This is a genomic window from Paenibacillus sp. FSL E2-0151, assembly GCF_037993015.1.
Classification (GTDB): Bacteria; Bacillota; Bacilli; order Paenibacillales; family Paenibacillaceae; genus Paenibacillus; species Paenibacillus amylolyticus.
This window is the reverse complement of record NZ_CP150308.1, coordinates 4849398-4872702: the sequence shown is the minus strand read 5'-3', so window position 1 is coordinate 4872702 and position 23305 is coordinate 4849398. Positions and strand designations below refer to the sequence as shown.

Annotated in this window: 18 protein-coding genes; all 18 read left to right on the top strand. The window is 46.0% G+C overall.

The features are described from left to right. Positions 1-60: 60 nt before the first annotated feature. The 18 genes from MHI55_RS21930 (at position 61) to spoVE (ending at position 23303) form a co-directional block, all read left to right on the top strand. Positions 61-1020, top strand: coding sequence for a 2-dehydropantoate 2-reductase (locus MHI55_RS21930; RefSeq protein ID WP_076250734.1), 960 nt, complete (start codon positions 61-63; stop codon positions 1018-1020). Continuing rightward, on the top strand, positions 1020-1394 hold the full coding sequence (locus MHI55_RS21925; RefSeq protein ID WP_036674826.1) for a DUF3397 domain-containing protein: 375 nt from the start codon (positions 1020-1022) through the stop codon (positions 1392-1394). The genes MHI55_RS21930 and MHI55_RS21925 overlap by 1 nt, the downstream gene beginning before the upstream one ends. A 153-nt stretch (positions 1395-1547) precedes the next feature. Continuing rightward, positions 1548-3245: a peptide ABC transporter substrate-binding protein gene (locus MHI55_RS21920; RefSeq protein WP_076328093.1), complete on the top strand. Its 1698-nt coding sequence runs from the start codon at positions 1548-1550 to the stop codon at positions 3243-3245. Positions 3246-3434: 189 nt separating this feature from the next. After that, the gene (locus tag MHI55_RS21915; RefSeq protein ID WP_036614893.1) at positions 3435-4367 is read left to right on the top strand and encodes an ABC transporter permease; all 933 of its coding nucleotides are present in this window, start codon (positions 3435-3437) and stop codon (positions 4365-4367) included. Between the two features lie 2 nt (positions 4368-4369). Then, positions 4370-5296: an ABC transporter permease gene (locus MHI55_RS21910; protein WP_017687287.1), complete on the top strand. Its 927-nt coding sequence runs from the start codon at positions 4370-4372 to the stop codon at positions 5294-5296. Between the two features lie 17 nt (positions 5297-5313). Beyond that, entirely contained in the window at positions 5314-7083 is a 1770-nt protein-coding gene (locus MHI55_RS21905; RefSeq protein WP_036614890.1) for an ABC transporter ATP-binding protein, read from the top strand. A 157-nt stretch (positions 7084-7240) separates the two neighbouring features. Beyond that, entirely contained in the window at positions 7241-8872 is a 1632-nt protein-coding gene (gene bshC / locus MHI55_RS21900) for a bacillithiol biosynthesis cysteine-adding enzyme BshC (protein ID WP_036674828.1), read from the top strand. A gap of 44 nt (positions 8873-8916) precedes the next feature. After that, a complete protein-coding gene (locus tag MHI55_RS21895; RefSeq protein ID WP_036674829.1) occupies positions 8917-10182 on the top strand; it encodes an adenosylhomocysteinase in 1266 nt (421 codons plus the stop codon). Between the two features lie 273 nt (positions 10183-10455). Next, on the top strand, positions 10456-10893 hold the full coding sequence (gene mraZ / locus MHI55_RS21890) for a division/cell wall cluster transcriptional repressor MraZ (RefSeq protein ID WP_017687291.1): 438 nt from the start codon (positions 10456-10458) through the stop codon (positions 10891-10893). A gap of 18 nt (positions 10894-10911) precedes the next feature. Further along, positions 10912-11862 (top strand): 16S rRNA (cytosine(1402)-N(4))-methyltransferase RsmH, encoded by a 951-nt coding sequence (gene rsmH, locus MHI55_RS21885; RefSeq protein ID WP_101314793.1) that lies wholly within the window; start codon positions 10912-10914, stop codon positions 11860-11862. Between the two features lie 27 nt (positions 11863-11889). Beyond that, the gene (locus MHI55_RS21880; protein ID WP_076250743.1) at positions 11890-12318 is read left to right on the top strand and encodes a hypothetical protein; all 429 of its coding nucleotides are present in this window, start codon (positions 11890-11892) and stop codon (positions 12316-12318) included. A gap of 12 nt (positions 12319-12330) precedes the next feature. Continuing rightward, the gene (locus MHI55_RS21875; protein WP_340386881.1) at positions 12331-14664 is read left to right on the top strand and encodes a penicillin-binding transpeptidase domain-containing protein; all 2334 of its coding nucleotides are present in this window, start codon (positions 12331-12333) and stop codon (positions 14662-14664) included. A gap of 94 nt (positions 14665-14758) precedes the next feature. Then, positions 14759-16711: a stage V sporulation protein D gene (locus MHI55_RS21870; protein WP_036614879.1), complete on the top strand. Its 1953-nt coding sequence runs from the start codon at positions 14759-14761 to the stop codon at positions 16709-16711. A gap of 140 nt (positions 16712-16851) precedes the next feature. Next, positions 16852-18339, top strand: a complete 1488-nt coding sequence (locus tag MHI55_RS21865; protein ID WP_076250748.1) for a UDP-N-acetylmuramoyl-L-alanyl-D-glutamate--2,6-diaminopimelate ligase — start codon at positions 16852-16854, stop codon at positions 18337-18339. Continuing rightward, positions 18339-19751, top strand: a complete 1413-nt coding sequence (murF, locus tag MHI55_RS21860; RefSeq protein WP_340390626.1) for a UDP-N-acetylmuramoyl-tripeptide--D-alanyl-D-alanine ligase — start codon at positions 18339-18341, stop codon at positions 19749-19751. The genes MHI55_RS21865 and murF overlap by 1 nt, the downstream gene beginning before the upstream one ends. Positions 19752-19763: 12 nt before the next feature. Then, positions 19764-20732: a phospho-N-acetylmuramoyl-pentapeptide-transferase gene (mraY, locus tag MHI55_RS21855; RefSeq protein ID WP_047843751.1), complete on the top strand. Its 969-nt coding sequence runs from the start codon at positions 19764-19766 to the stop codon at positions 20730-20732. Positions 20733-20735: 3 nt separating this feature from the next. Continuing rightward, entirely contained in the window at positions 20736-22157 is a 1422-nt protein-coding gene (murD, locus tag MHI55_RS21850) for a UDP-N-acetylmuramoyl-L-alanine--D-glutamate ligase (RefSeq protein WP_076250750.1), read from the top strand. A gap of 48 nt (positions 22158-22205) precedes the next feature. Beyond that, a complete protein-coding gene (gene spoVE, locus MHI55_RS21845) occupies positions 22206-23303 on the top strand; it encodes a stage V sporulation protein E (RefSeq protein ID WP_100527061.1) in 1098 nt (365 codons plus the stop codon). Positions 23304-23305 lie beyond the last annotated feature (2 nt).

Genomic DNA, 23305 nt, shown 5'->3' with positions numbered 1-23305 from the left:
TTTTTGTTCTATTATAGATAATAGAAGGAGAAACTACTGAAGCGGAGAGGAGTGCATCATATGATCATTGACATCGTAGGAGCGGGGGCACTTGGTCTTTTGTATGGCGGGAAACTGCTGGCGTCAGGTAACCAGGTCAGATTTTGGACCAGAACAACAGCTCAGGCAGACCTCCTCAGCCATAATGGAGTAACCATTGTGGAACAAGACGAGGAGATACATATTCTACCGGATCAAATACAGGCGAAACCAATAAGTAAGCTGACTGACACATGGAAGAACACACAAGGAGAATGGTTACTGCTCATGGTTAAGCAGACAAGCATTGATGATTTCATTGATGAGATTAGTCCATTACAAGATCATGTGCTGAATGTCGCTTGTTTTCAGAATGGGATGGGCCATCTTACAAAACTTCAAGCAGCTTTGCCAAAGTCGTTTCTGTGTAGTGCGGTTACAACAGAAGGTGCGAAGCGAACACAAAGTCAGGTGACTCGTGCAGGTACAGGTGAAACTAGGCTGGGGAGGTACAACATACATATAGGAGCTTCTACCTCTATAGAGGAGCAGAGAACATTTACTCTGTCGGGATCGTTGCAGCAGGCAGGATTTGACTGTACAGTGTCGAATGAAATCGATAAGCTGATATACAGGAAACTATTGATTAATTCAGTCATTAACCCGCTCACGGCACTATGGCGAATCCCTAATGGAGAATTGATCGTCAAGGAAGAACGAAAGAGGCTAATGCGCCAGTTATATGATGAAGTATTGTTAATCTACTCTGCAAGTGGAATATGTTTGGATCAGGATATGTGGGATCAACTGATATCGGTTTGTCGTTCTACTGCCACGAATACTTCCTCCATGCTTGCAGATGTTCTCGCTGGACGTGGTACAGAAGTGAGGTCAATTAACGGTCATATTGTAAAGATGGCACAGAAGTTGGACCTTTTTGCACCTACACATGAAATACTGCTTCATCTGATTGAAGGAATGCAACCGGAAGGAGTGAATTAATGGGACTTTTTATTGTGTTGAGCATATTGCCCTTTTTTCCGTTCTTTCTTGTCTATTGGGGCATGTACGTATGGAAAAAAGACAAACGTAAAGCATTGCGAATGGCAATGGATGTAACCACTTTTTTTCTTGTATTTTCAGTTTCAGCGTTATTCAACTTAACATTTGATTCGAATTTTGGTTTTTATCTGACATTAATACTCATACTAGTAGCACTTGGATTCATCGGGGGTGCGCAAAATCGACTAAAAGGGAAGGTCGATAGGGGTAGAATGTTCCGGGCCGTATGGCGCATGTCTTTCGTTATCATGAGTTTCGGGTATGTTTTGTTTACTTTATTTGGATTATTTAGATACTTCATGCAACTGATGTAAGGTTACATAACGCAAAAGAGGCAAAAAATGTGTCGATTTTGTCGAAAACTGAAAAAAACATTACTTTCTGAAAAAGTAATGTAGATTTTTTTGACCGGTGGTTGTATAATCTATAAACATATAAACCATATCAATTTAGGGGGAACGTGTTAGATGAAAAGGAAAAGTCTATTAGTCCTTTTGACGCTGATTTTGGCGTTCGGTACCGTACTTGCAGCGTGCGGATCGAAAAACGAAGGCACAGGTAACACCGATACTGGTTCTGCAAACGAAGGAAATGGTCTTGCTAAAGATCAAATTCTGAAAATCAACCTGTCAGCTGAACCTCCTACGTTGGACCCGGCTCAAGCAAAAGATAGCCAAACCAACACAGTTCTGAAATTCTTGTACGAAGGTCTTGTACGCATTGATGCTGATGGTAAAGAACAAGCAGGCGTAGCTAAAGACTGGAAAATTTCCGAAGATGGTTTGAAATATGTTTTCAACCTGAACCCGGAAGCTAAATGGAGCAACGGTGATGCAATCACTGCCGAAGACTTTGTTCGTTCTTGGGAACGTGCTTTGAAACCGGAAACAGCTTCTCCATATGCATACCAATTGTACTACATTAAAGGTGCTGAAGGTTACAACCTCAGCAAAGATGAAACATACAAAGGTACTAAAGTCACAGATTTCTCACAAGTAGGCGTTAAAGCTACTGATGAGCACACATTGGAAGTAACGTTGGAAAACCCAACACCTTACTTCTTGGGTCTGACAGCATTCTACACGTACTACCCAGTACATGCATCTGCTGACACCAATGACAAATTCTTCACAGACTACAAAAACATGATCGTTAACGGACCATTTGTAATGGATCAATACTCTAAAGGTCAAAAAATTGTTGTGAAGAAAAACGATGGTTACCATGCAGCTGCCGATATTAAATTGGCTCAAATCGATATGTCTCTGACAAACAGCAGTGCTTCCGAACTGCAAGCTTACAAATCAGGACAATTGGACTACACTGGTGCACCTAACGGTGAAATTCCATCCGACCAAATTCCTTCTGTAAAAGCGGAATTGCCGGACGAGTTCAAAGCTACTGGTATTGCAAGTACGTACTACTATCAGTTCAACGTAAACGAAGCACCATTTAACAACGTAAAAATCCGTAAAGCATTTGCAATGGCAATTCAGCGTCAGCTGATTGTTGACAAAGTTACACAAGGTGGACAAATTCCAGCATTCGGCTTTGTACCTCCAGGTATCCGTGGTGAAAACGGCGAATTCCGTGATGAGCACAAAGACGATTACTTCACAGAAAATGTTGAAGAAGCTAAAGCATTGCTTGCTGAAGGTATGAAAGAAGAAGGTTACACAACATTGCCAGCTGTTACGTTGATCTACAACACTAGTGATGGTCACGCGAAAATCGCTTTGGCGGTTGCTGACATGTGGAAACAAAATCTTGGTGTTGATGTGAAAACAGAAAACCAAGAGTGGGGCGTATTCCTTGAGAACCGTCAAAACCAAAACTTCCAAGTAGCTCGTGCAGGTTGGTCTGCTGACTACAACGATCCATACAACTTCTTGGAAATGTGGACTACTGGAAACACAAACAATGATTCCAAATTCAGCAACGAACAGTATGACAAAGATGTTAAAGAAACTGTAAAATCTGCTGATCCAGCTGCACGTATGGCTGCATTTGCTGACGCTGAGAAAATCCTGATTCAAGATGAAATGGGCGTTATGCCAATCTATTATTACACTAACGTATCTTTGACTAAGCCTTACCTGAAAGGTGTACAACTTGATTTCAGTGGAGCTATTGACTACACTCGTGCATATCTGGAAGAGAAATAAGTTGTTCTGAAGTCTAATATGAATACTTCGGGATATATATGTGGAATTCCATATATATCCCGATTTTTTGTATGTGCACCGATTTTCCTTATAATTCTTGAAATTTCCGATAAATGGATTGGACTTTATTTCTGTCTAATTCTACAATCGATTTGTATACAAAATATTGTTTGTGGAGGTGTGCAAGGGTTGGTTAAGTATGTGTTGAAAAAACTATTATTTATGCTGCTATCGCTTTTCATACTCGCATCTGCAACCTTCTTCCTGATGAAGGCTATTCCGGGTGACCCTTTTACATCTGAGAAAAAAGTATCGCCTGAAATTCGGGTCTTGCTGGAACAGAAGTATGGATTGGACAAACCGATGTATGAACAATACCTGAAGTATATGGGTGGAATCATTAAGGGAGATTTCGGAGTCTCAATGAAATATCTCAATCGAGATGTAGCCGGAATGATCGGCGAAACATTCACCGCTTCGCTGAAGCTTGGAGTGTTTGCAATTGTTATCTCCATTATCGTGGGTGTTCTGCTGGGCCTTATTGCTGCAGTTTACCATCGTAAACTCATTGATGATATCACGATGATCCTGGCTGTCATAGGGATAGCTGTTCCGAGCTTCTTGCTTGCGTCACTATTGCAGTATCTCTTTGCTACTAAATTAGGCTGGTTTAACGTTATGGGCTTTGATGGTCCATTGGATTATGTTCTTCCGGTTGCAGCGCTATCTGCATCTCCGATTGCTTTTATCGCTCGTTTGACGCGTTCGAGCATGCTTGAAGTTTTACATGCAGATTATATCAAAACAGCTAAAGCCAAAGGTTTGAAATGGCCTGCAATCATGTTTAAACACGTTGTAAGAAACGGTATTCTACCAGTAGTAACTTATGTTGGTCCAATGACAGCGAATATCATCACAGGTTCCGTTGTAATTGAACAGATCTTTAACATCGGGGGAATTGGTAAAGTATTCGTAGAGAGTATCACAAACCGTGATTACACTATGATCATGGGGATTACGATTTTCTATGGTATCCTCCTGATGTTGGCTCGTTTCTTTACGGATATCGCTTACGTGCTGATTGATCCTAGAATTAAGCTGGAAAGCCGGAAGGGGGCATAACGTTGTCTGGCACGAATAATAAAAAGAATGAAACGGCGAACACGAACCTGACTAGTCAGGCAGCGGTTAAACCGCAAGAAAGTGTATCCCTTTTTAAAGATGCCATGTACAGACTTGCAACCAATAAGGCTGCAATGATCAGTCTGAGCGTGTTGGTTCTTGTCGTGATTTTCTCTTTGATTGGTCCAACTTCTTTGTTTACAAGTTATAATTATTATTCCAATGATTTGTTGAATGCCAATGCAGCACCGAGTGCGGAGCACTGGTTCGGTACGGACGAGCTTGGTCGCGACGTGTGGGTAAGAACTTGGGTAGGAGCACGTGTATCCCTTACTGTAGGTTTGGCCGCAGCCTTGATTGACCTTGTTATCGGGGTTATTTATGGAGCGATCATGGGTTTCTATGGTGGACGTGTAGATGGAATTATGAACAAGTTTTCCGAAATCCTCTACTCCTTGCCGTACATGCTTGTTGTAATTTTGTTGCTGGTTGTACTGGAACCAAGTCTGACAACGATTATCATTGCCCTCACCATCACAGGCTGGATCAGCATGTCATGGATTGTGCGTGGTGAAATTATGCAACTCAAAAACAGAGACTTTATTCTTGCTGCAAGGTCCATGGGAGCAAGCACAGGGCGTCAATTGTTCCGTCATTTGTTGCCCAATGCAATAGGACCGATTCTTGTAACATTGACGTTGTCCATTCCAAATGCAATCTTTGCTGAAGCGTTCCTGAGCTTCCTTGGATTGGGTGTATCAGCACCAAGATCTTCACTTGGTTCTATGATCAATGATGCACTTACAGGCTGGACGCTATTCCCGTGGCGGATGTGGTTCCCAGCAGGTCTGATGGTTCTTACAATGCTTGCATTTAACTTGCTCGGAGACGGTCTGCGTGACGCACTCGATCCGAAATTACGTAAATAGAAACAGGAGGTGGGATTATGGAGCCGATTTTAACTGTCAAAGACCTGAGTGTGTCGTTCTCAACACGTTCTGGTGAATTTGATGCCGTTAAACATGTGAGTTTTGAACTTGGCAAAGGAGAGACGCTGGGGATCGTAGGTGAATCGGGTAGTGGTAAGAGTGTTACCGCCCAAACCATCATGAAATTGATTCCCTCCCCGCCTTCGAAGGTCAAAAGCGGAGAAATTACTTTTCACGGGCAAGACCTGCTGAATAAGACAGACAAACAAATGGAAGCGATTCGTGGTAAAGATATCGGTATGATCTTCCAAGATCCAATGACTTCATTGAATCCTACCATTAAAATTGGTAAACAAATTACTGAAGTATTGCGCAAGCATCAAAACATGTCCAAACAAGCGGCGAATAAAGCGGCTTTGGAGATGCTGGAACTTGTAGGTATTAAAAATGCGGCTATTCGCATGAATCATTATCCTCACCAATTCTCTGGTGGTATGCGTCAGCGTGCCATGATTGCGATCGCGCTTGCATGTCGTCCATCCCTTCTGATTGCGGATGAGCCGACAACTGCACTTGACGTTACAATTCAGGCTCAAATTCTGGATGTCATGAAAGACATGCAGCAGAAGCTTGGAACATCGATCATGCTGATTACGCATGACCTTGGTGTCGTAGCGGGTATGTGTGACCGTGTTGTTGTTATGAAGGAAGGCGAAGTTGTTGAAACAGGAACAACTGCAGAAATCTTTAGTAACCCTCAACATCCATACACCATTAAATTGCTGAATGCCTTGCCACGTCTGGACGAGCCCAAAAAGGAAAAACCAGCTCCAGCTGGTATTATCAAAGGCAGCAATAAGCCTCTGGTACAAGTGAAAAACTTGAAACAGTACTTTAATTTGGGTAAAGGTAACATTCTCAAAGCGGTCAATGACGTAAGCTTTGATATCTTTGAAGGTGAAACACTTGGCGTTGTAGGCGAGTCTGGCTGTGGTAAATCCACAACAGGTCGTACCATTCTGCGTCTTTATGAGCCAACTGGCGGAAATGTTAACTTCAACGGAACGGATATCTACAAGTTGTCCCCGCGCAAAATGAAAGAAATGCGTAAAGATATGCAGATGATCTTCCAAGATCCATATGCATCTCTTAACCCGCGTTTCAATGTTATGGATATTATCGGGGAGTCACTCGATATTCATGGTCTGGCTTCCAGCTCTAAAGAGCGCAAGAGACGAGTGGAGGAACTGCTTGATCTGGTAGGTTTGAATCCAAGTCATGCACTTCGTTATCCACATGAATTCTCCGGTGGTCAAAGACAACGGATCGGGATTGCGCGTGCGCTTGCTGTAGACCCTAAATTCATCATCTGTGATGAGCCATTGTCTGCACTGGATGTATCCATTCAGGCGCAGGTCGTTAAATTGCTTGAAGAGCTTCAGCAACGTCTCGGCTTGACATACCTGTTTATTGCGCATGACTTGTCAATGGTTAAACATATCAGTGACCGTGTAGCTGTAATGTACATGGGTAAAGTGGTTGAGCTCGCAGAAAGTGAAGAACTATATGCGAACCCTGTCCACCCTTACACCAAAACATTGCTTTCCGCGATCCCTGTACCTGATCCGGAAGTGGAAGCGAACAAACGTCGCATCTTGCTGCCAGAAGAGCATATGAGCCCGATTCAGAACGGATCTGGCGGTCCTGCAAATGATCCGTACAACCTGGAAAATTCTCAATTGATTGAGGTTTCCAAAGGTCACTGGGTTGCAGAACCTTACGTATAATAGGAATATTAAAGCGATATGCTATTATTGATGTATTAAATGCCGCCGACTCGTTCGGCGGTTTTTTTCGTATTTTAATTACTTTCTTTTGACGAAGCGGCCCTGAATTCGGTACAATCAAGAAAGGCTCTTTGAAGCAGAATAGGAGGCAGACCTCATGAACGGTATTACCGAGGCACTCCGCAGCGGATCAAGACTTGCAGAAGATTATATCTGTTCAAGAGATGCTGCGCGTGGCCTTTACGAGTATGACATTCGCTGGGAATCAGGACTTCAGGCGCGTGCCGAGTGGCTGGACCAATCGGAAAACACACGTATTGATCGTCGTGATCTGGCAGAGTATTTACGTATATATAATAAGCGGGTGAACGACCATGGAGAGGTTCATGCGTCCATCACACGTCTTGCAGAACAAGATGCACTAGTGGTTACAGGAGGACAGCAGAGCGGTCTGCTCACCGGACCACTGTTCGTCATATACAAAGCCGCCAGCGTAGTGGCAGCTGCGCGTGAAGCGGAAGAAAGACTTCAACGCCCGGTAGTCCCAGTATTTTGGATTGCCGGTGAAGACCATGACTGGGATGAGGTTAACCACACATATCTACCTGATCGTCAGGGAGACATGAACAAGGTTAAGTTACAAGGACGATTCGCAGGAAGGGATTCTGTGAGTAATGTTCATGTGGATACGCAGCAGTGGATGAATGTACTCGAACAGGTGGAACATCTTTTACCTGATACGATACATAAACCAGGACTGATGAAATGCATCACAGAGATCCATCAATCCAGTTCAAATCTGAGTGATGCATTTGCCCGCATGATATCTGCTTTGTTTGCCAGCAGTGGACTTGTTCTAATGGATGCATCGGATCCAGATTTACGCAGGTTGGAACAGCCCGTGTTTGAGCGGTTGATACGAAAAAATGAAGTGCTGCGCAGCGCATACACTCAAGGTGCTTCGCTGGTACAACAAGCTGGTTATGCTATGCCTGCCGAAGTGGCGGAGGATGGAGCTAATCTGTTCTACATTCATGAAGGTACGCGTCTGCTCTTGTTGTTGAAGGACGGTTTATATAGTGATCGCAAAGGTTTGGTTTCTTTCTCAGAGGAACGTTTGCTTCAGGAACTGGGAGAACATCCGGAGCGCTTCAGTAACAACGTATTGACACGACCATTAATGCAAGATTCCGTGTTGCCTGTAGCCGCTGTTATTTTGGGGCAAGGTGAAATTGCATATTGGGGTTTGACTCGGGAAGCATTCCGTCAGTTCGGCCTGCAAATGCCCATTTTGTTGCCGCGGTTGTCTTTCACCATTATGGAAGATATTCATCACAAACATATGAAACAATATGGACTTTCTTTTCAGGATGTTCAATATCATATGGAAGAAAAGAAGGAGCAATGGCTCGCACAGCAGGAGACGTTCCAGGTAGATGAACAGTTTGACAAGGTTCAGGAAGCGTTTCTTGATCTGTATGGACCGTTGCTAGATGAGATCGCGGAGATTCATCCGGGGCTGGAACGAATTGGCGACACCAATTTGAGTAAAATCAACGAGCAAATGCAGTATCTGAAACAACAGACTCACAAAGCTATCGAAGATAAACACAATGTGAGTCTAAGGCACTGGAACGGCATTCAGAACTCCTTATTCCCAACGGGCAAACCACAGGAACGAGTACATAATGCACTCTTTTACCTGAATCGTTATGGCACCGAGTGGATCGATGAACTGATTAAGGCCTCAAGTGAATTCCTTGGAGAGCATAAGGTTATTGCACTGTAGAGCCCTTTATAATAGAAGAAACACATAAACGAGGAGGACGTGAAATGACTACACCTGCATTGCAAAACAGTATTGTTAAAGATATGGGACTCGCTTCAGAGGGTCACCTGAAAATTGATTGGGTAGAAGCGCATATGCCGGTACTGAACCGCATTCGTCGCCAGTTCGAACAGGATCTGCCCTTCAAAGGTTTGAAGGTTGCTATTTGTCTTCATCTGGAAGCGAAAACAGCTTACTTGGCAAAAGTGATCCAAGCCGGTGGAGCAGAAGTGACGATTACGCATAGCAATCCATTGTCTACACAAGATGATGTTTGCGCAGCATTGGTGGAAGACGGCGTTACGGTGTATGCGAAGTACAATCCGGAGCCTGCGGAATTCAAATCACTGCAACTGCGTGCGCTTGAGGTGAAGCCTGATCTCATTATTGATGATGGTGGAGACTTTGCAACCATTATTGCATCCGAGCGCCCTGACCTCGCAACAACCATTCGCGGAGGAGCAGAAGAAACGACAACGGGTATTATCCGTTTGAAAGCATTGGCGAAAGAAGGCCAATTGAAGTTTCCGATGGTTGCGGTTAATGACGCATACTGCAAGTATCTGTTTGACAATCGCTACGGTACTGGACAATCTGCATTCGACGGGATTATTCGTACAACTAACTTGGTTATCGCTGGTAAAAACGTAGTGGTAGCAGGTTATGGCTGGTGTGGTAAAGGTGTAGCGATGCGCGCCAAAGGTCTTGGTGCAAATGTGATCGTAACCGAGATCGATCCAATCAAAGCGGTAGAAGCACACATGGACGGGTTCCGGGTCATGACGATGGTGGAAGCTGCCAAATTGGGCGATTTCTTTATTGCAGTTACAGGCAATAAGGATGTTATCACAGGGGAGCATTACGATGTGATGAAGGATGGAGCGATCCTGAGTAATGCGGGTCACTTTGATGTTGAAGTGAATAAACCTGAACTGGCTAAACGTTCCGAATCGATTCGCACAGTTCGTCGCAACATTGAGGAATATCGTTTCAAAGATGGTCGTAAAATGTACCTTCTTGCTGAAGGTCGTCTTGTGAACCTGGGTGCAGCAGATGGTCACCCTGCCGAAATCATGGATACAACGTTTGCTCTGCAGGCGCTTGGTCTGCGTTATGTAAGTGAGAATTATGAAAACTTGGGTAAAAACGTTGTTAATGTACCTTATGATATTGACCAGCAGGTTGCCAGCTATAAACTTGAAAGCCTGAATATTGGCATCGACTCCTTGTCAGCTGAGCAAGAGAAATATCTGGATAGCTGGAAATTTTAAGCACTATCCAATAATTACAAGCTGATGAAATGATTCAATAGGTATAGAATGGTTTATTGATGATATGGCTCATGTGCGGGTAGACATACGATTGCCCGTTTAAGGGAAGCGTCTTTGATCCTGAGTTACAGGATCAAGGACGTTTTTTTATGCTGAAAAATTAAAAAATCAAGTCATGCAAGAAGGGTTTTGATTTTTTTGTGCGAATCTATTATGCTTAGGTGGTGGAAAGTGGGGCAAAGTGGGAGAAACGGGTGAGGAGTGAGTGGGCCAATGTTTATGGGGGAGTTCCAACATAGCATTGATGATAAGGGTCGGGTTATCATTCCGGCTAAATTCCGCGAATCTCTGGGACCGTCTTTCGTTGTCACACGGGGTTTGGACCAGTGTCTTTTCGTGTACCCCATGGAGGAGTGGGGGGTCATGGAACAGAAGCTCAAAGCACTGCCATTGATGAAATCTGATGCACGTGCGTTTACCCGGTTTTTTTTCTCGGGTGCAACCGAATGTGAACTGGACAAACAGGGCAGGGTAAATCTGCCGGGCAATTTAAGAGAGTATGCCAAGCTGGACAAGGATTGTGTTGTTCTTGGCGTGTCGAACCGGGTGGAGATTTGGAGCAAAGGCATATGGGAGAGTTATTTCAATCAATCCGAAGAAGCATTCAACGACATTGCCGAAAAGCTGGTCGATTTTAATTTTGATTTATAAAGTCAGGAGGGGTGCAGGTTGTTTCACCACATAACCGTACTCAAAGAAGAGGCAACAGAGGGATTAAACATCAAGCAGGACGGTATATACGTGGACTGCACTTTAGGCGGTGGCGGACATAGCTCCGTGATTGCTTCCAAGCTCGGTCCAGGGGGACGTCTGATCGCACTTGATCAGGATGATTGGGCTTTGGATAATGCTCGCGAGAAGCTCGCAGCTTATGGAGAACGTGTAACATTGGTGAAAACCAATTTTCGGGATCTGGAACAGGTACTCAAGGATCTGGATGTACCAATGAAGGATGGTGTACCACAGGTCGACGGTATTTTGTACGACTTGGGTGTGTCATCCCCGCAATTTGATGAAGGAGAACGTGGATTCAGCTACAATCACGATGCTCCGCTCGATATGCGAATGGACCAGGATGCAATGCTGACGGCCAAAGAGATTGTGAATGAGTGGCCAGAAGAAGAGATTGCTCGAATTTTGTATCGCTATGGTGAAGAGAAGTTTTCGAGAAGAATTGCCCGTGTTATCGTGGGAAAACGAGCGCAATCTACCATTGAGACGACAGGTGAACTCGTGGAACTGATCAAGGAAGGCATCCCGGCGGCAGCTCGCCGTACAGGTGGACATCCTGCCAAACGCAGCTTCCAGGCATTACGCATTGCCGTCAACGATGAGTTGGGTGCGTTTGAAGAAGGCTTACATCAGGCTGTTCGTTGTCTGGCACCAGGAGGACGTGTATCTGTTATTACCTTCCACTCCCTTGAGGATCGGATATGTAAACAGATTTTCAGCAGTTATCTGGAAAAATGTACATGTCCACCCGATTTTCCGTTGTGTGTATGCGGCGGCAAGGGGAGCCTGCGTTTAGTTAACAGAAAACCGTTGATTCCAACGGAAACGGAATTGACCGAAAATTCACGTGCTCGTTCAGCCAAACTGCGCGTAGCCGAGAAATTGTAGATCAAGAGTGGAGGAGAGAATCGGAGTATGGCATATACACGTGGTAATCTCGCTGTAAAAGAAAAAGCGTCCCAGGAACGTGTGACCCAGCAACGATACAAAGAAACCACCAAAGTGGTGACCCGTCGTACGGGTCTTCCGGCACGCGAGAAAATTTTGTATCTGATTACCCTGGTTGCAGTTATCCTTGTTGGAGGAGCCTTGATGTCTCGTTATGCTCATATCTATGATTTGAACAAGCAGGCGCAGTCCACTATTTCGGATATTAAGGGGTATGAAAAGACGATTGCAGACCTGCAGGTGGAAAAAGAAACATTGAACAACCAGGTCATCGAAAATGCAAAACAACTTGGTTACGTTGAAGCTTCCGGTAAGGATGTCATTTATGTACCTCGCTCAACAAGTACGAAATCAACTGGTACTGAGTCGTCCTCGAATACAGGAAGCAGTAAGTAAAGAGGTGTTCCGATGATAAAAAGAATAAAGATGCGCACGTTGCTTATAGGGGGATGTATTACCCTCTTTTTTCTTGTACTCGTAACCCGAATCTTTTTCATTCAAGTTGTGAATGGCGGTGTATGGCAGGAACGGGCAGCCGGTTTGGTAGAGCGGGAACAGACGATTAAGGCTGCACGTGGAACGATTACGGATCGAAATGGTAATATTTTGGCTACCGATGCCCCTGCGTATACGGTTTCCGTTAATCCCCTCTTGATCGATGAACTCGGCATACAGGATGTTGTTACGGAGAAGCTCTCTGCCCTTCTAGGGAAAAATGAGAGTGAGATGCGTACTCTAGTTACAGCGAAGAATAAAGATGGTGATTTTTTTCAACAACGTGAAGTACGCAGTGAAGGATATAAGATAAGTCCAGAGCTTGCGGAAAAAGTCAACGAACTGCGTGAGGAATTACAAGAAGAGTACAAGGCTCGTAATGCAATTGTGATGGCTCAGGAGTCGAAGCGTTTTTACCCTGAAGAAACACTTGCTTCTCACCTCTTGGGGTATATGAGCCGTGATGGGAAAGCTGTCAATGGACTTGAAGTCTCATATGATGAAGCACTGACAGGCACAGATGGATATCTGAATTATCAGAAGGATGCCAAAGGCATTAAACTTCCGGATTCACAGGATAACTATCTGCCACCTCAGAACGGTAAGAACCTTACGCTGACCATCGATGATACGATCCAGTTCTACATTGAGGATGCAATGAAAGAAGCCGTTGCCAAGTATAATCCACTGAGCATGACGGTCATTGCTGCGGACCCAAACACGATGGAGATTCTAGGGATGGCGAACTGGCCAACCTTTAACCCGAATACGTATGGGAGTACACCTGATCAAAAGAATTTTATCAACCATGCTACCCAATCCATCTATGAGCCAGGTAGTACATTCAAAATAGTTACTCTAGCAGGGGCTGTTGAAGAAAAACTCTTCGATCCCAATGCAAGTTTTGAATCCAAACGCATGTATATCGGTGGTTTCCCGATTAGTGATAATGGTCATTCCTATGGTTGGATCTCGTATCTCGAAGGTGTCAAACGGTCAAGTAACATTGCTTTTGTTAACTTGGGTTACAACATGCTTGGCGGTGAACGTCTGCGTCATTACATAGACGAATTCGGTTTCGGCAAAAAGACGGGTATTGATCTGCCAAATGAGGCAGCGTCCCCGATCAAGCCACTGGTTTACAAATCCGAGATTGCTACGGCAGCCTATGGGCATGGTCTTGTACAGGTAACACCAATTCAACAGGTCGCAGCCATCTCTGCGATTGCCAACGGCGGCAAATTGTTGGAGCCACATCTGGTGAAGGAGATCAAGAACCCGAATGATGGAACAACGGAAGTCATCAAACCTAAAGTTGTCCGTCAGGTGATTTCCAAGGAATCTTCCAAACTGGTGAGCGGTTATCTGGAACAAGTGGTTGCAGATCAGACGATTGGTACCGGTCGTAACGCCTATATTGAAGGTTACCGTGTAGCTGGTAAGACAGGTACAGCAAGAAAGGTTGTTAACGGAGCATACAGCAAGTCAAAAGACGTTGTATCGTTTATTGGATTCGCGCCCGTGAATAATCCGAAGATTGCTATACTTGTTGTCATTGACCAACCGGATGGAACCAACATTGGGGGAGGAACCGCAGCTGCGCCGGTGTTCAAAAAGATTGTCAGCCAGACTCTTCAATACATGGGAATACCCAAAGATACAGCCAAAACTCCTGACAAAAAGTCAAAAGAAGTCTCTGTCGTGCAAGCCAAGGCGCCTGACTTGAGTGGCAAGACAGCCAAACAGGCCAGAAGCCAGCTTCTAAGCGCAGGTATTGCTTATGTGACTCTTGGTCAAGGTGATAATGTAATTCGGCAGTATCCGGTTGCTGGCGCCTCTATGAATCCAGGCCAACGAATCTATCTGCTAACGGAAGAAAGCAGCAAGATGAAGATTCCCGATCTAACAGGTGAATCTCTCCGGGATGCCCTTGAAGTACTTTCTCTCATGAAAGTGGGGGTTACGGTCAAGGGCGAGGGTTATGTCGTGAAGCAAACCGAGCAGGTTGCAGGTGAACAGAGAACTGTACAGCTGAACTTGCAAACTGCCAAAGCTGCAGTGACAGGTATAGCCGATGAAGCTCCAATCTCTTCTGATCCGTCATCAGAAGCTGAAGTGAAGGAACAAGAGGCTTCGGGCGGAGAAGCTAAAACCGACGAAACAGACGAAACAGATAACAACAAGGCTCCTACCAATGAATCCGAATCCTCTGACGATCCAGCAACAAACGGAGCTACACTTCCTTAGGGAGCTCTGACAGCTTGTTCTAACCCCCGGTTGTCCTGAATATTCATGAATGGAACGAATGTCATGATTTTGGGACGAGTGGGGGGATCTTTTAGTGAAGGGATCAAGCGTAAATCTGCGACGCAGGTTGCTATGGAGTTTAATGATTTTAGTTTTGTTATTTTCGGCCCTGATGATCAGGCTTGCTTATGTACAGCTCGGGGAAGGCCCTGAATTGTCAGCAAAAGCAGAAGAATCCTGGCGGCGTAATATTCCTTACTCAGCCAAGCGAGGGGAGATCCTGGATCGAAATGGAACCTCTCTGGCCTATAATGTGACAACACCAACCATTATGGCCATTCCGGCTCAGGTTAAAGAAGCTGAAACGACGGCTAAAGCGCTGGCCCCATTGCTTGGGATGACGGAAGAAAAAGTGCTCGCAACCATCAAGAAACGAGAACTCATTGTACGACTACAACCCGGCGGCCGCAAAATTACGATGGAGAAAGCTCAGCGCATCCGTGATTTGAAGCTTCCGGGTATCGTTGTTGCTGAAGACAATAAACGTTTTTATCCTTATGATGATTTGGCTGCCCATATTCTTGGTTTTACGGGCATTGATAATCAGGGCTTAACGGGTGTCGAGAAGAAATATGATGATAAGCTGAATGGTTTGAATGGCAGTGTGTCCTACTTGTCCGATGCGGCCGGAAGGCTAATGCCGGGCTCATCCGAGAAGTATGTGGAACCGAAGGACGGCCTTAACCTCAAGCTGACCATTGATAAATCCATTCAGTCCATCATGGAGAGAGAACTGGATCAGGCCATGGTGAAGTTCCAGGCGAACTCAGCATTGGCCATAGCGATGAATCCGAAAACGGGTGAAATTTTGGGGATGTCCAGCAGACCGGGATACGAACCTGCCGATTATCAGCAATATCCCGCGGAGATATACAATCGCAATTTACCGATCTGGATGACGTACGAACCGGGTTCTACGTTCAAGATTATTACCTTGGCAGCAGCGCTTGAAGAGAAAAAGGTCAATCTGCAACAGGATCAATTTTTTGATCCCGGATATGTTGAGGTGGGTGGAGCTCGTCTGCGTTGCTGGAAAAAGGGCGGCCACGGAAGTCAGACCTTTTTGCAAGTGGTGGAGAACTCATGCAACCCGGGATTTGTAGCTCTGGGGCAGAGGCTGGGCAAAGAATCGCTCTTCTCCTATATTAAAGACTTTGGCTTCGGTACCAAAACGGGAATTGACCTCAGTGGAGAAGCCAGTGGAATTCTATTCAAACTGTCGAGAGTAGGACCTGTCGAACTTGCAACAACTGCTTTTGGTCAAGGTGTATCGGTTACGCCTATTCAGCAAGTAGCAGCTGTGTCAGCGGCCATCAATGGGGGTAAACTTTACAAGCCATATGTTACGAAAGCGTGGGTCCATCCGGTAACGGGAGAAGTCATGGAAGAGGCCAAGCCGGAACTGGTTCGTCAGGTGATCTCGGAGAATACATCCAAACAAGTACGTGAAGCACTCGAGAGTGTTGTCGCAAAAGGTACCGGGCGTCCGGCATTCATTGATGGATACCGGGTCGGTGGCAAAACAGGTACAGCCCAGAAGGTTATCAACGGACGTTATTCCTCGACTGAGCATATCGTATCCTTTATCGGATTTGCACCGGCAGATGATCCACAGATTGTGGTCTATACCGCAGTTGATAATCCCAAAGGAATTCAGTTCGGAGGTGTGGTTGCCGCCCCGATTGTGCAGAACATCCTTGAAGATGCTTTGCATTATATGAATGTACCTGTTCGGAAGGATCAGGTCGCCAAAGAATACAAGTATGGTGAAACCAAAATCGTGACAGTCCCAGACCTGACAGGAGCTACAGTTGAAGATCTGTACGAAGACCTGAACATGAATTTTATGCTGGCGAAGTCTGGCAGTGGTAAATACGTGATTAATCAGGCACCCAAACCTGGGGCGAGGGTAGATCAGGGATCAACCATCCGCATTTATATGGGGAACGTACTGAACGATGCACATGATCACACAAAGGATGAATAACAGGACTTAGGGGTAGTTTGAGGCTTCTAGCGCAACAAAATTCATCCAAGTGCGTTTCATTATTGGGTTGTATTGACGATATTAATAAATACAGACATATGTTAAAACAGAAGTATAATTGGAAAAGTGAGGTTATTCATGTGCTTTTAAAACAATTTGCATCGATGCTGACCACCGCCCGCCTCGTGGGCGAATCAAATACAGAATGCCAAAACCTTCAGACAGATTCCCGGCAGGTAAAACCGGGTGATCTGTTTATCTGTCTTCCGGGACATACGGTAGATGGTCATGATTATGCAGAAAAAGCTGTAAATGCCGGTGCAGTTGCATTGGTGGTTGAACGGCAGCTGGATCTGCCTGTACCACAATTGCTGGTGAAGGACAGCCGATTTGCGATGGCTGTGCTGGCAGATTTCTTTTTTGACTCTCCAAGCCAGAAGATGAATATGATTGGTGTAACGGGAACGAACGGAAAAACAACGACCACCTATTTGATTGAAAAAATCATGAGTGATTACGGGCGCAAGACGGGATTGATCGGTACTATTCAAATGCGGTATGACGGTCGCACCTACCCGATGTCAGGAACAACACCAGAGGCGCTTGATCTGCAGCGTAGTCTGCATGATATGGTTCAGAAGGGTACGGACTGCTGTGTTATGGAAGTTTCTTCTCACGCATTGGAACAAGGGCGAGTAAAGGGAACAAATTTCCGTACTGCGGTATTTACTAACCTGACGCAGGATCATTTGGACTACCACCATTCCATGGAGGAATATCGCGGGGCCAAAGGATTATTCTTTGCACGTCTGGGTAACGGTTATACGGAAGATGTCTCACAGCGTAAATTCGCTGTTATCAATGCAGATGACCCGGCAGCGGATTATTTCATCTCTGTGACTGCGGCTGAAGTGATTACATATGGCATGGGTGAAAAGGCGGATGTACGCGCATCCCAAATCTCAATCACGTCTCAGGGAACTTCTTTCCACGTGGATACATTTGCAGGCAGCACAGATATTCGCTTGCGCATGGTAGGCAAATTCAATGTATACAATGCAATGGCAGCAATCTCTGCAGCGCTGGTTGAAGGAATTCCGCTGGAAGAGATCAAGCGCAGTCTGGAGACGGTTCCGGGCGTGGATGGACGTGTTGAAGGAGTGGACGAAGGACAGCCATTTGCTGTTATTGTCGATTATGCCCATACACCGGATGGACTTGAGAATGTGTTGCGTACGGTGAAGGAATTTGCCGAAGGACGTGTGATCTGCGTGTTTGGCTGTGGTGGTGACAGGGACCGTACCAAACGCCCTCTCATGGGGAAAATTGCTGCGAATTATAGTGATTTTGTACTGGTTACTTCCGATAATCCACGGACAGAAGATCCGGATCTGATTCTTAAAGACATTGAACAGGGCCTGATTGAAGAATCCGTTCCTGCTGAACGTTATACGATGATTGTGGATCGACGCCAGGCGATTCATGAAGCTATTGAAATGGCAAGCCCAGCCGATGTAGTATTGATTGCGGGCAAGGGTCACGAGACCTATCAGATTATCGGCACAACCAAAACCGATTTTGATGACCGAATCATAGCTAAAGAAGCGATAAGGGGCAAATCCAATTGATAAAAAGAACATTGGCACAATTGGCCGAGATGTGTGGAGGGACATTAAGTGACGTTGCTGCTCATGGCAATGTAATGGTCGAAGGGGTGTTTACCGATTCGCGTAAACCTCTGGAAGGCAGTTTATTTATCCCGCTAGTGGGTGAAAGGTTTGACGGACACGAATTTGTGCAAGTCTGTCTAGAGAAGGGGGCTGCAGGCGCGATCTGGCAAAAGGATCATGGTATTCCGCCACAAGGAGCTGTCATTGTTGTTGACGACACACTTGTCGCGCTGCAAGCACTCGCATCTGCTTATCTAACGGAGAATAAAGCGGCTGTAGTCGGCATTACAGGCAGCAACGGCAAGACAACAACAAAGGACATCGTAGATACCATTCTCTCGACGACGTTCAAAGTGCATAAGACGCAAGGCAACTTCAATAATCACATTGGTTTACCACTGACTGTACTAAGCATGGACCCGGATACCGAGATTATCATTTTGGAGATGGGTATGAGTGGTCGCGGGGAAATTAACGATCTGTCGGTTATTGCGCAGCCTGATGTAGCGGTCATTACCAATATTGGTGAATCACATCTGCTTCAGCTGGGGTCCAGACTGGAGATTGCCAGAGCCAAAGCCGAGATTGCCGCGGGATTGAAGCCTGGCGGGTTACTGATCTACAACGGAGACGAGCCTTTAATTGCACAAGTCCTTGAAGAACCCGCAACGAAACAACCCGATGGATTGCAGCGGTTTACATTTGGTCTGCAAACCGATAATGATGACTATCCTACCGGACTTATGAATGCGCAGAACGGGGTAGTTTTCACCACCAAACAGTCTGGAGAACATGCATTTACGCTACCTCTGCTAGGAACGCATAATGTCGTTAACTGTCTGGCTGCTTTGGCAGTAGCCCGTCATTTCAAAGTGACGACGGAGCAGATTGCCGCGGGATTGTCTCGCTTGAAACTGACAGGCATGCGTATTGAGGTTACGCAAGGCGTTAGTGGTCTAACCCTGCTGAATGATGCATACAATGCAAGTCCAACCTCCATGAAGGCCGCAATCGATGTACTAGAAGGTCTGAAAGGATACCGCATGAAAGTGGCTGTGCTTGGTGATATGCTTGAACTCGGTCCCCAAGAGCAGGATCTGCATTACGGAATCGGAGAGTATATCACATCGGCCAAAATGGACATGGTGCTGGTATATGGTCCGCTATCAGCTAAGATTGCTGAAGGAGCAAGCAAGCATATGCCTACAGAGGCTGTGCATGCTTTTATAGATAAAGAAGAAATGACCCGTTATCTACTGGATAAACTACATCCCAGAGACGTTGTTTTGTTCAAAGCTTCAAGAGGCATGAAGCTGGAGGACGTGGTCGAAGCACTACAAATAGCACCATTACAGAATCGAGTAGACTAGAGGGGTGAACCCATGGATTTTCAGGTATTACTGTTAACAATCGGCGTTTCATTTATTCTGGCGGTGATTGCCGCACCGCTCCTGATTCCGCTGTTACGTCGAATGAAATTCGGACAGCAAGTTAGGGAAGATGGGCCTCAGAGCCATTTGAAAAAAAGCGGAACACCTACAATGGGTGGAGTCGTCATTTTAGTTGCGTTCACATTGGCCTTTTTGAAATTTTCAGCAGTCAAGAATACAGACTTTTATGTCTTGCTCGTGGCTACGCTGGGATTCGGGCTGATTGGCTTCCTGGATGATTACATCAAAATTGTGTTCAAACGTTCGCTGGGACTGACAGCCAGACAAAAAATGCTGGGTCAATTGTTCTTCAGTGCAGTGATGTGTTTCTTGCTGATCCAGAATGGACACAGCACAGCCATCTCTATTCCGGGAACGTCATTCTCGTTTGACTGGACCGGATGGTTCTATTATCCTTTTGTCGTATTCATGATGCTTGCCATTACCAATGCGGTTAACTTTACCGACGGTCTGGATGGTTTGCTGTCAGGGGTAAGTGCAATTGCCTTTGGCGCGTTTGCCATTGTGGCGATGCAAGCCACGTCGATGCCGGCAGCAGTGTGTGCAGCAGCGATGATCGGAGCCGTACTTGGTTTTCTGGTATACAATGCACATCCGGCCAAAGTGTTTATGGGAGACACCGGTTCTCTGGGGATTGGCGGTGCGATTGGTGCGGTAGCGATTGTAACCAAGACAGAGCTTCTATTTGTCATCATTGGCGGTATTTTTGTTATCGAGATCCTGTCTGTCATTATTCAAGTGGTATCATTCAAGACTCGTGGCAAGCGTGTATTCAAAATGAGCCCCATTCACCATCACTTTGAATTAAGTGGTTGGTCAGAATGGCGGGTTGTTATTACCTTTTGGGCGGTAGGCGCAATTTTGGCCGCTCTTGGACTTTATCTCAACAAGGGGTTGTAGATCATGAACCATCCTGAATCATATCGCGGACAACAAGTAGTCGTGCTCGGATTGGCCAAAAGCGGCGTACAGGTCGCCAAGGTGCTGGATCGCGCCGGAGCGAAGGTTACAGTAAATGATAAAAAAGAGAGAGATCAATGTCCCGAAGCTTCCGAATTGGAGGCTTTGGGAATTTCTGTTGTATGCGGAGGGCATCCGGATGATCTGATTCACAGTGGTGTGAAGCTGGTTGTCAAAAACCCCGGTATCCCATACCATGCAGCTCCTGTGCAGCAAGCTTTGGCATTGGGCATTGAAGTGGTGACCGAAGTAGAGGTTGCTTATCATCTATGTGCTGCACCCATGATCGGGATTACGGGATCCAACGGCAAAACAACAACCACCACTTGGGTGGGTAAAATGTTGGAGCATGCTGGCCTCAAGCCGATCGTTGCCGGTAATATCGGAACACCTCTCTGTGAAGCGGCAGAGCAAGCTTCTCCAGATAACTGGATGGTTGTTGAGCTTAGTAGTTTCCAGCTCAAAGGAACGGTTGATTTCCGACCCCGGATTGCCAGCTTACTTAACGTTGCTGAGACACATCTGGATTATCACGGGAACATGGATGATTATGTGGCTTCCAAAGCCAAACTATTCGCCAATCAGCAGCCTGACGACGTAGCCATCCTGAATTGGGATGATGCGGTATGTCGTGGTCTGGTTCCTTACATCAAAGGCAGATTGATCCCCTTCTCCGTGACAGAGAAATTGGATACAGGTGTGTATGCAGATCCTCCTTATGTGGATGGAGAAGCGGATGATGTGAAGCGTCAGGTAATCTACGCGGATGAAAACGGAGATCACCACATCATTATCGACGTTGAGGACATTGGCCTTCCTGGGCGATTTAATGTGGAAAATGCACTGGCTGCTGTGGCTATCGCCGTAGCGGCAGGAGCTGATCCTGCGGTGCTGGCTGCTCCGCTTGCAGACTTCAAGGGAGTTGAACACCGACTTGAATATGTCCTGGAGCATAACGGCTCTGCATACTACAACAACTCCAAAGCGACCAATTCGAAAGCTACGGTTATGGCTCTGAATTCGTTCAAGGAACCGGTTGTATTAATTGCTGGAGGGTTGGATCGCGGGTCAGACATGATGGAGTTGTTACCCTTGTTCCAGGAACGGGTAAAAGCTGTCGTTGCAATTGGAGAAACACGGACAAAAATTGCCAAGGTCGCGGAACTTGCCGGATTAAAGCAAATTAAGGTCGTCGATAATGAGGAGGACGCTGCCCGGACGTTAACCGTTGCTGTGCAGGAAGCATCGAAGCTTGCCAGTGCCGGTGATGTCGTTTTGTTATCCCCGGCATGTGCAAGTTGGGACATGTTTGCTTCCTATGAAGAGCGGGGACGCATTTTTAAAGAGGCGGCGCATAACTTGTAAGTAGGGGGGTGGAAAAGCCCCTACTTCCATGCAAGGGGTGGCCTCCTGATGAAACAGACGCGACCGGCACCAGATATTTGGTTGCTGATTTGTATTTTGGCATTGCTTGCCATCGGCATTATTATGGTATATAGTGCGGGCTCGGTGCTTGCCTTTCATGACTATGGCGATTCATTTTATTTTGTAAAAAGACAGGCCCTGTTTGCGGTGCTTGGGCTTGTGGCCATGTTCGTAACTGCTAATGTAGACTACCGGGTGTGGAGGAAATATGCCAAGCCTATATTGATTGCCTGTTTTATTATGCTCATTGGGGTGCTCATTCCTGGAATTGGTGTAGTTCGCGGTGGTGCACGAAGTTGGCTGGGCATTGGTTCGTTCGGTATTCAGCCCTCAGAATTCATGAAGTTGGGCATGATTCTGTTTCTCGCTCACTGGCTGAGCAAGGAACCGGGCAAAATCAAAACCTTCACAACGGGGCTTCTGCCACCGCTGGGATTGATTGGTTTGGCTTTTGGGATTATTATGCTGCAACCTGATTTGGGGACTGGCACCGTGATGATGGGTGCATCGATGCTTATTATTTTCACAGCCGGAGCGCGAATGAAACATCTGAGCTTGCTTGCTCTTGGCGGCGTAGCAGGGTTTGCAGCTTTGATTGCAGCAGCACCCTATCGGCTGCAGCGTATCACAGCGTTTTTGGACCCGTGGTCCGATCCGCTGGGTGCCGGATATCAGATCATTCAATCTTTATACGCGATTGGTCCTGGAGGACTGGCGGGATTGGGACTGGGTATGAGCCGGCAGAAGTACAGTTATGTACCTGAACCGCAAACGGACTTTATTTTTAGTATTTTGGCCGAAGAACTCGGCTTTATAGGTGGAATGATTGTATTATTGTTGTTTTTGGTGCTGGTGTGGAGAGGGATGCGTGTAGCCATGACCGTTCCGGATGCCTTCGGCAGTCTGCTTGGTGTTGGTATCGTAGGTATGGTCGCCGTACAGGTCATTATTAACATTGGTGTTGTCATTGGCATGATGCCTGTTACGGGCATTACATTGCCTCTGATCAGTTACGGCGGATCATCATTGACCCTCATGCTCACAGCACTGGGTATTTTAGTGAATTTATCCCGTTATGCGAGGTGACT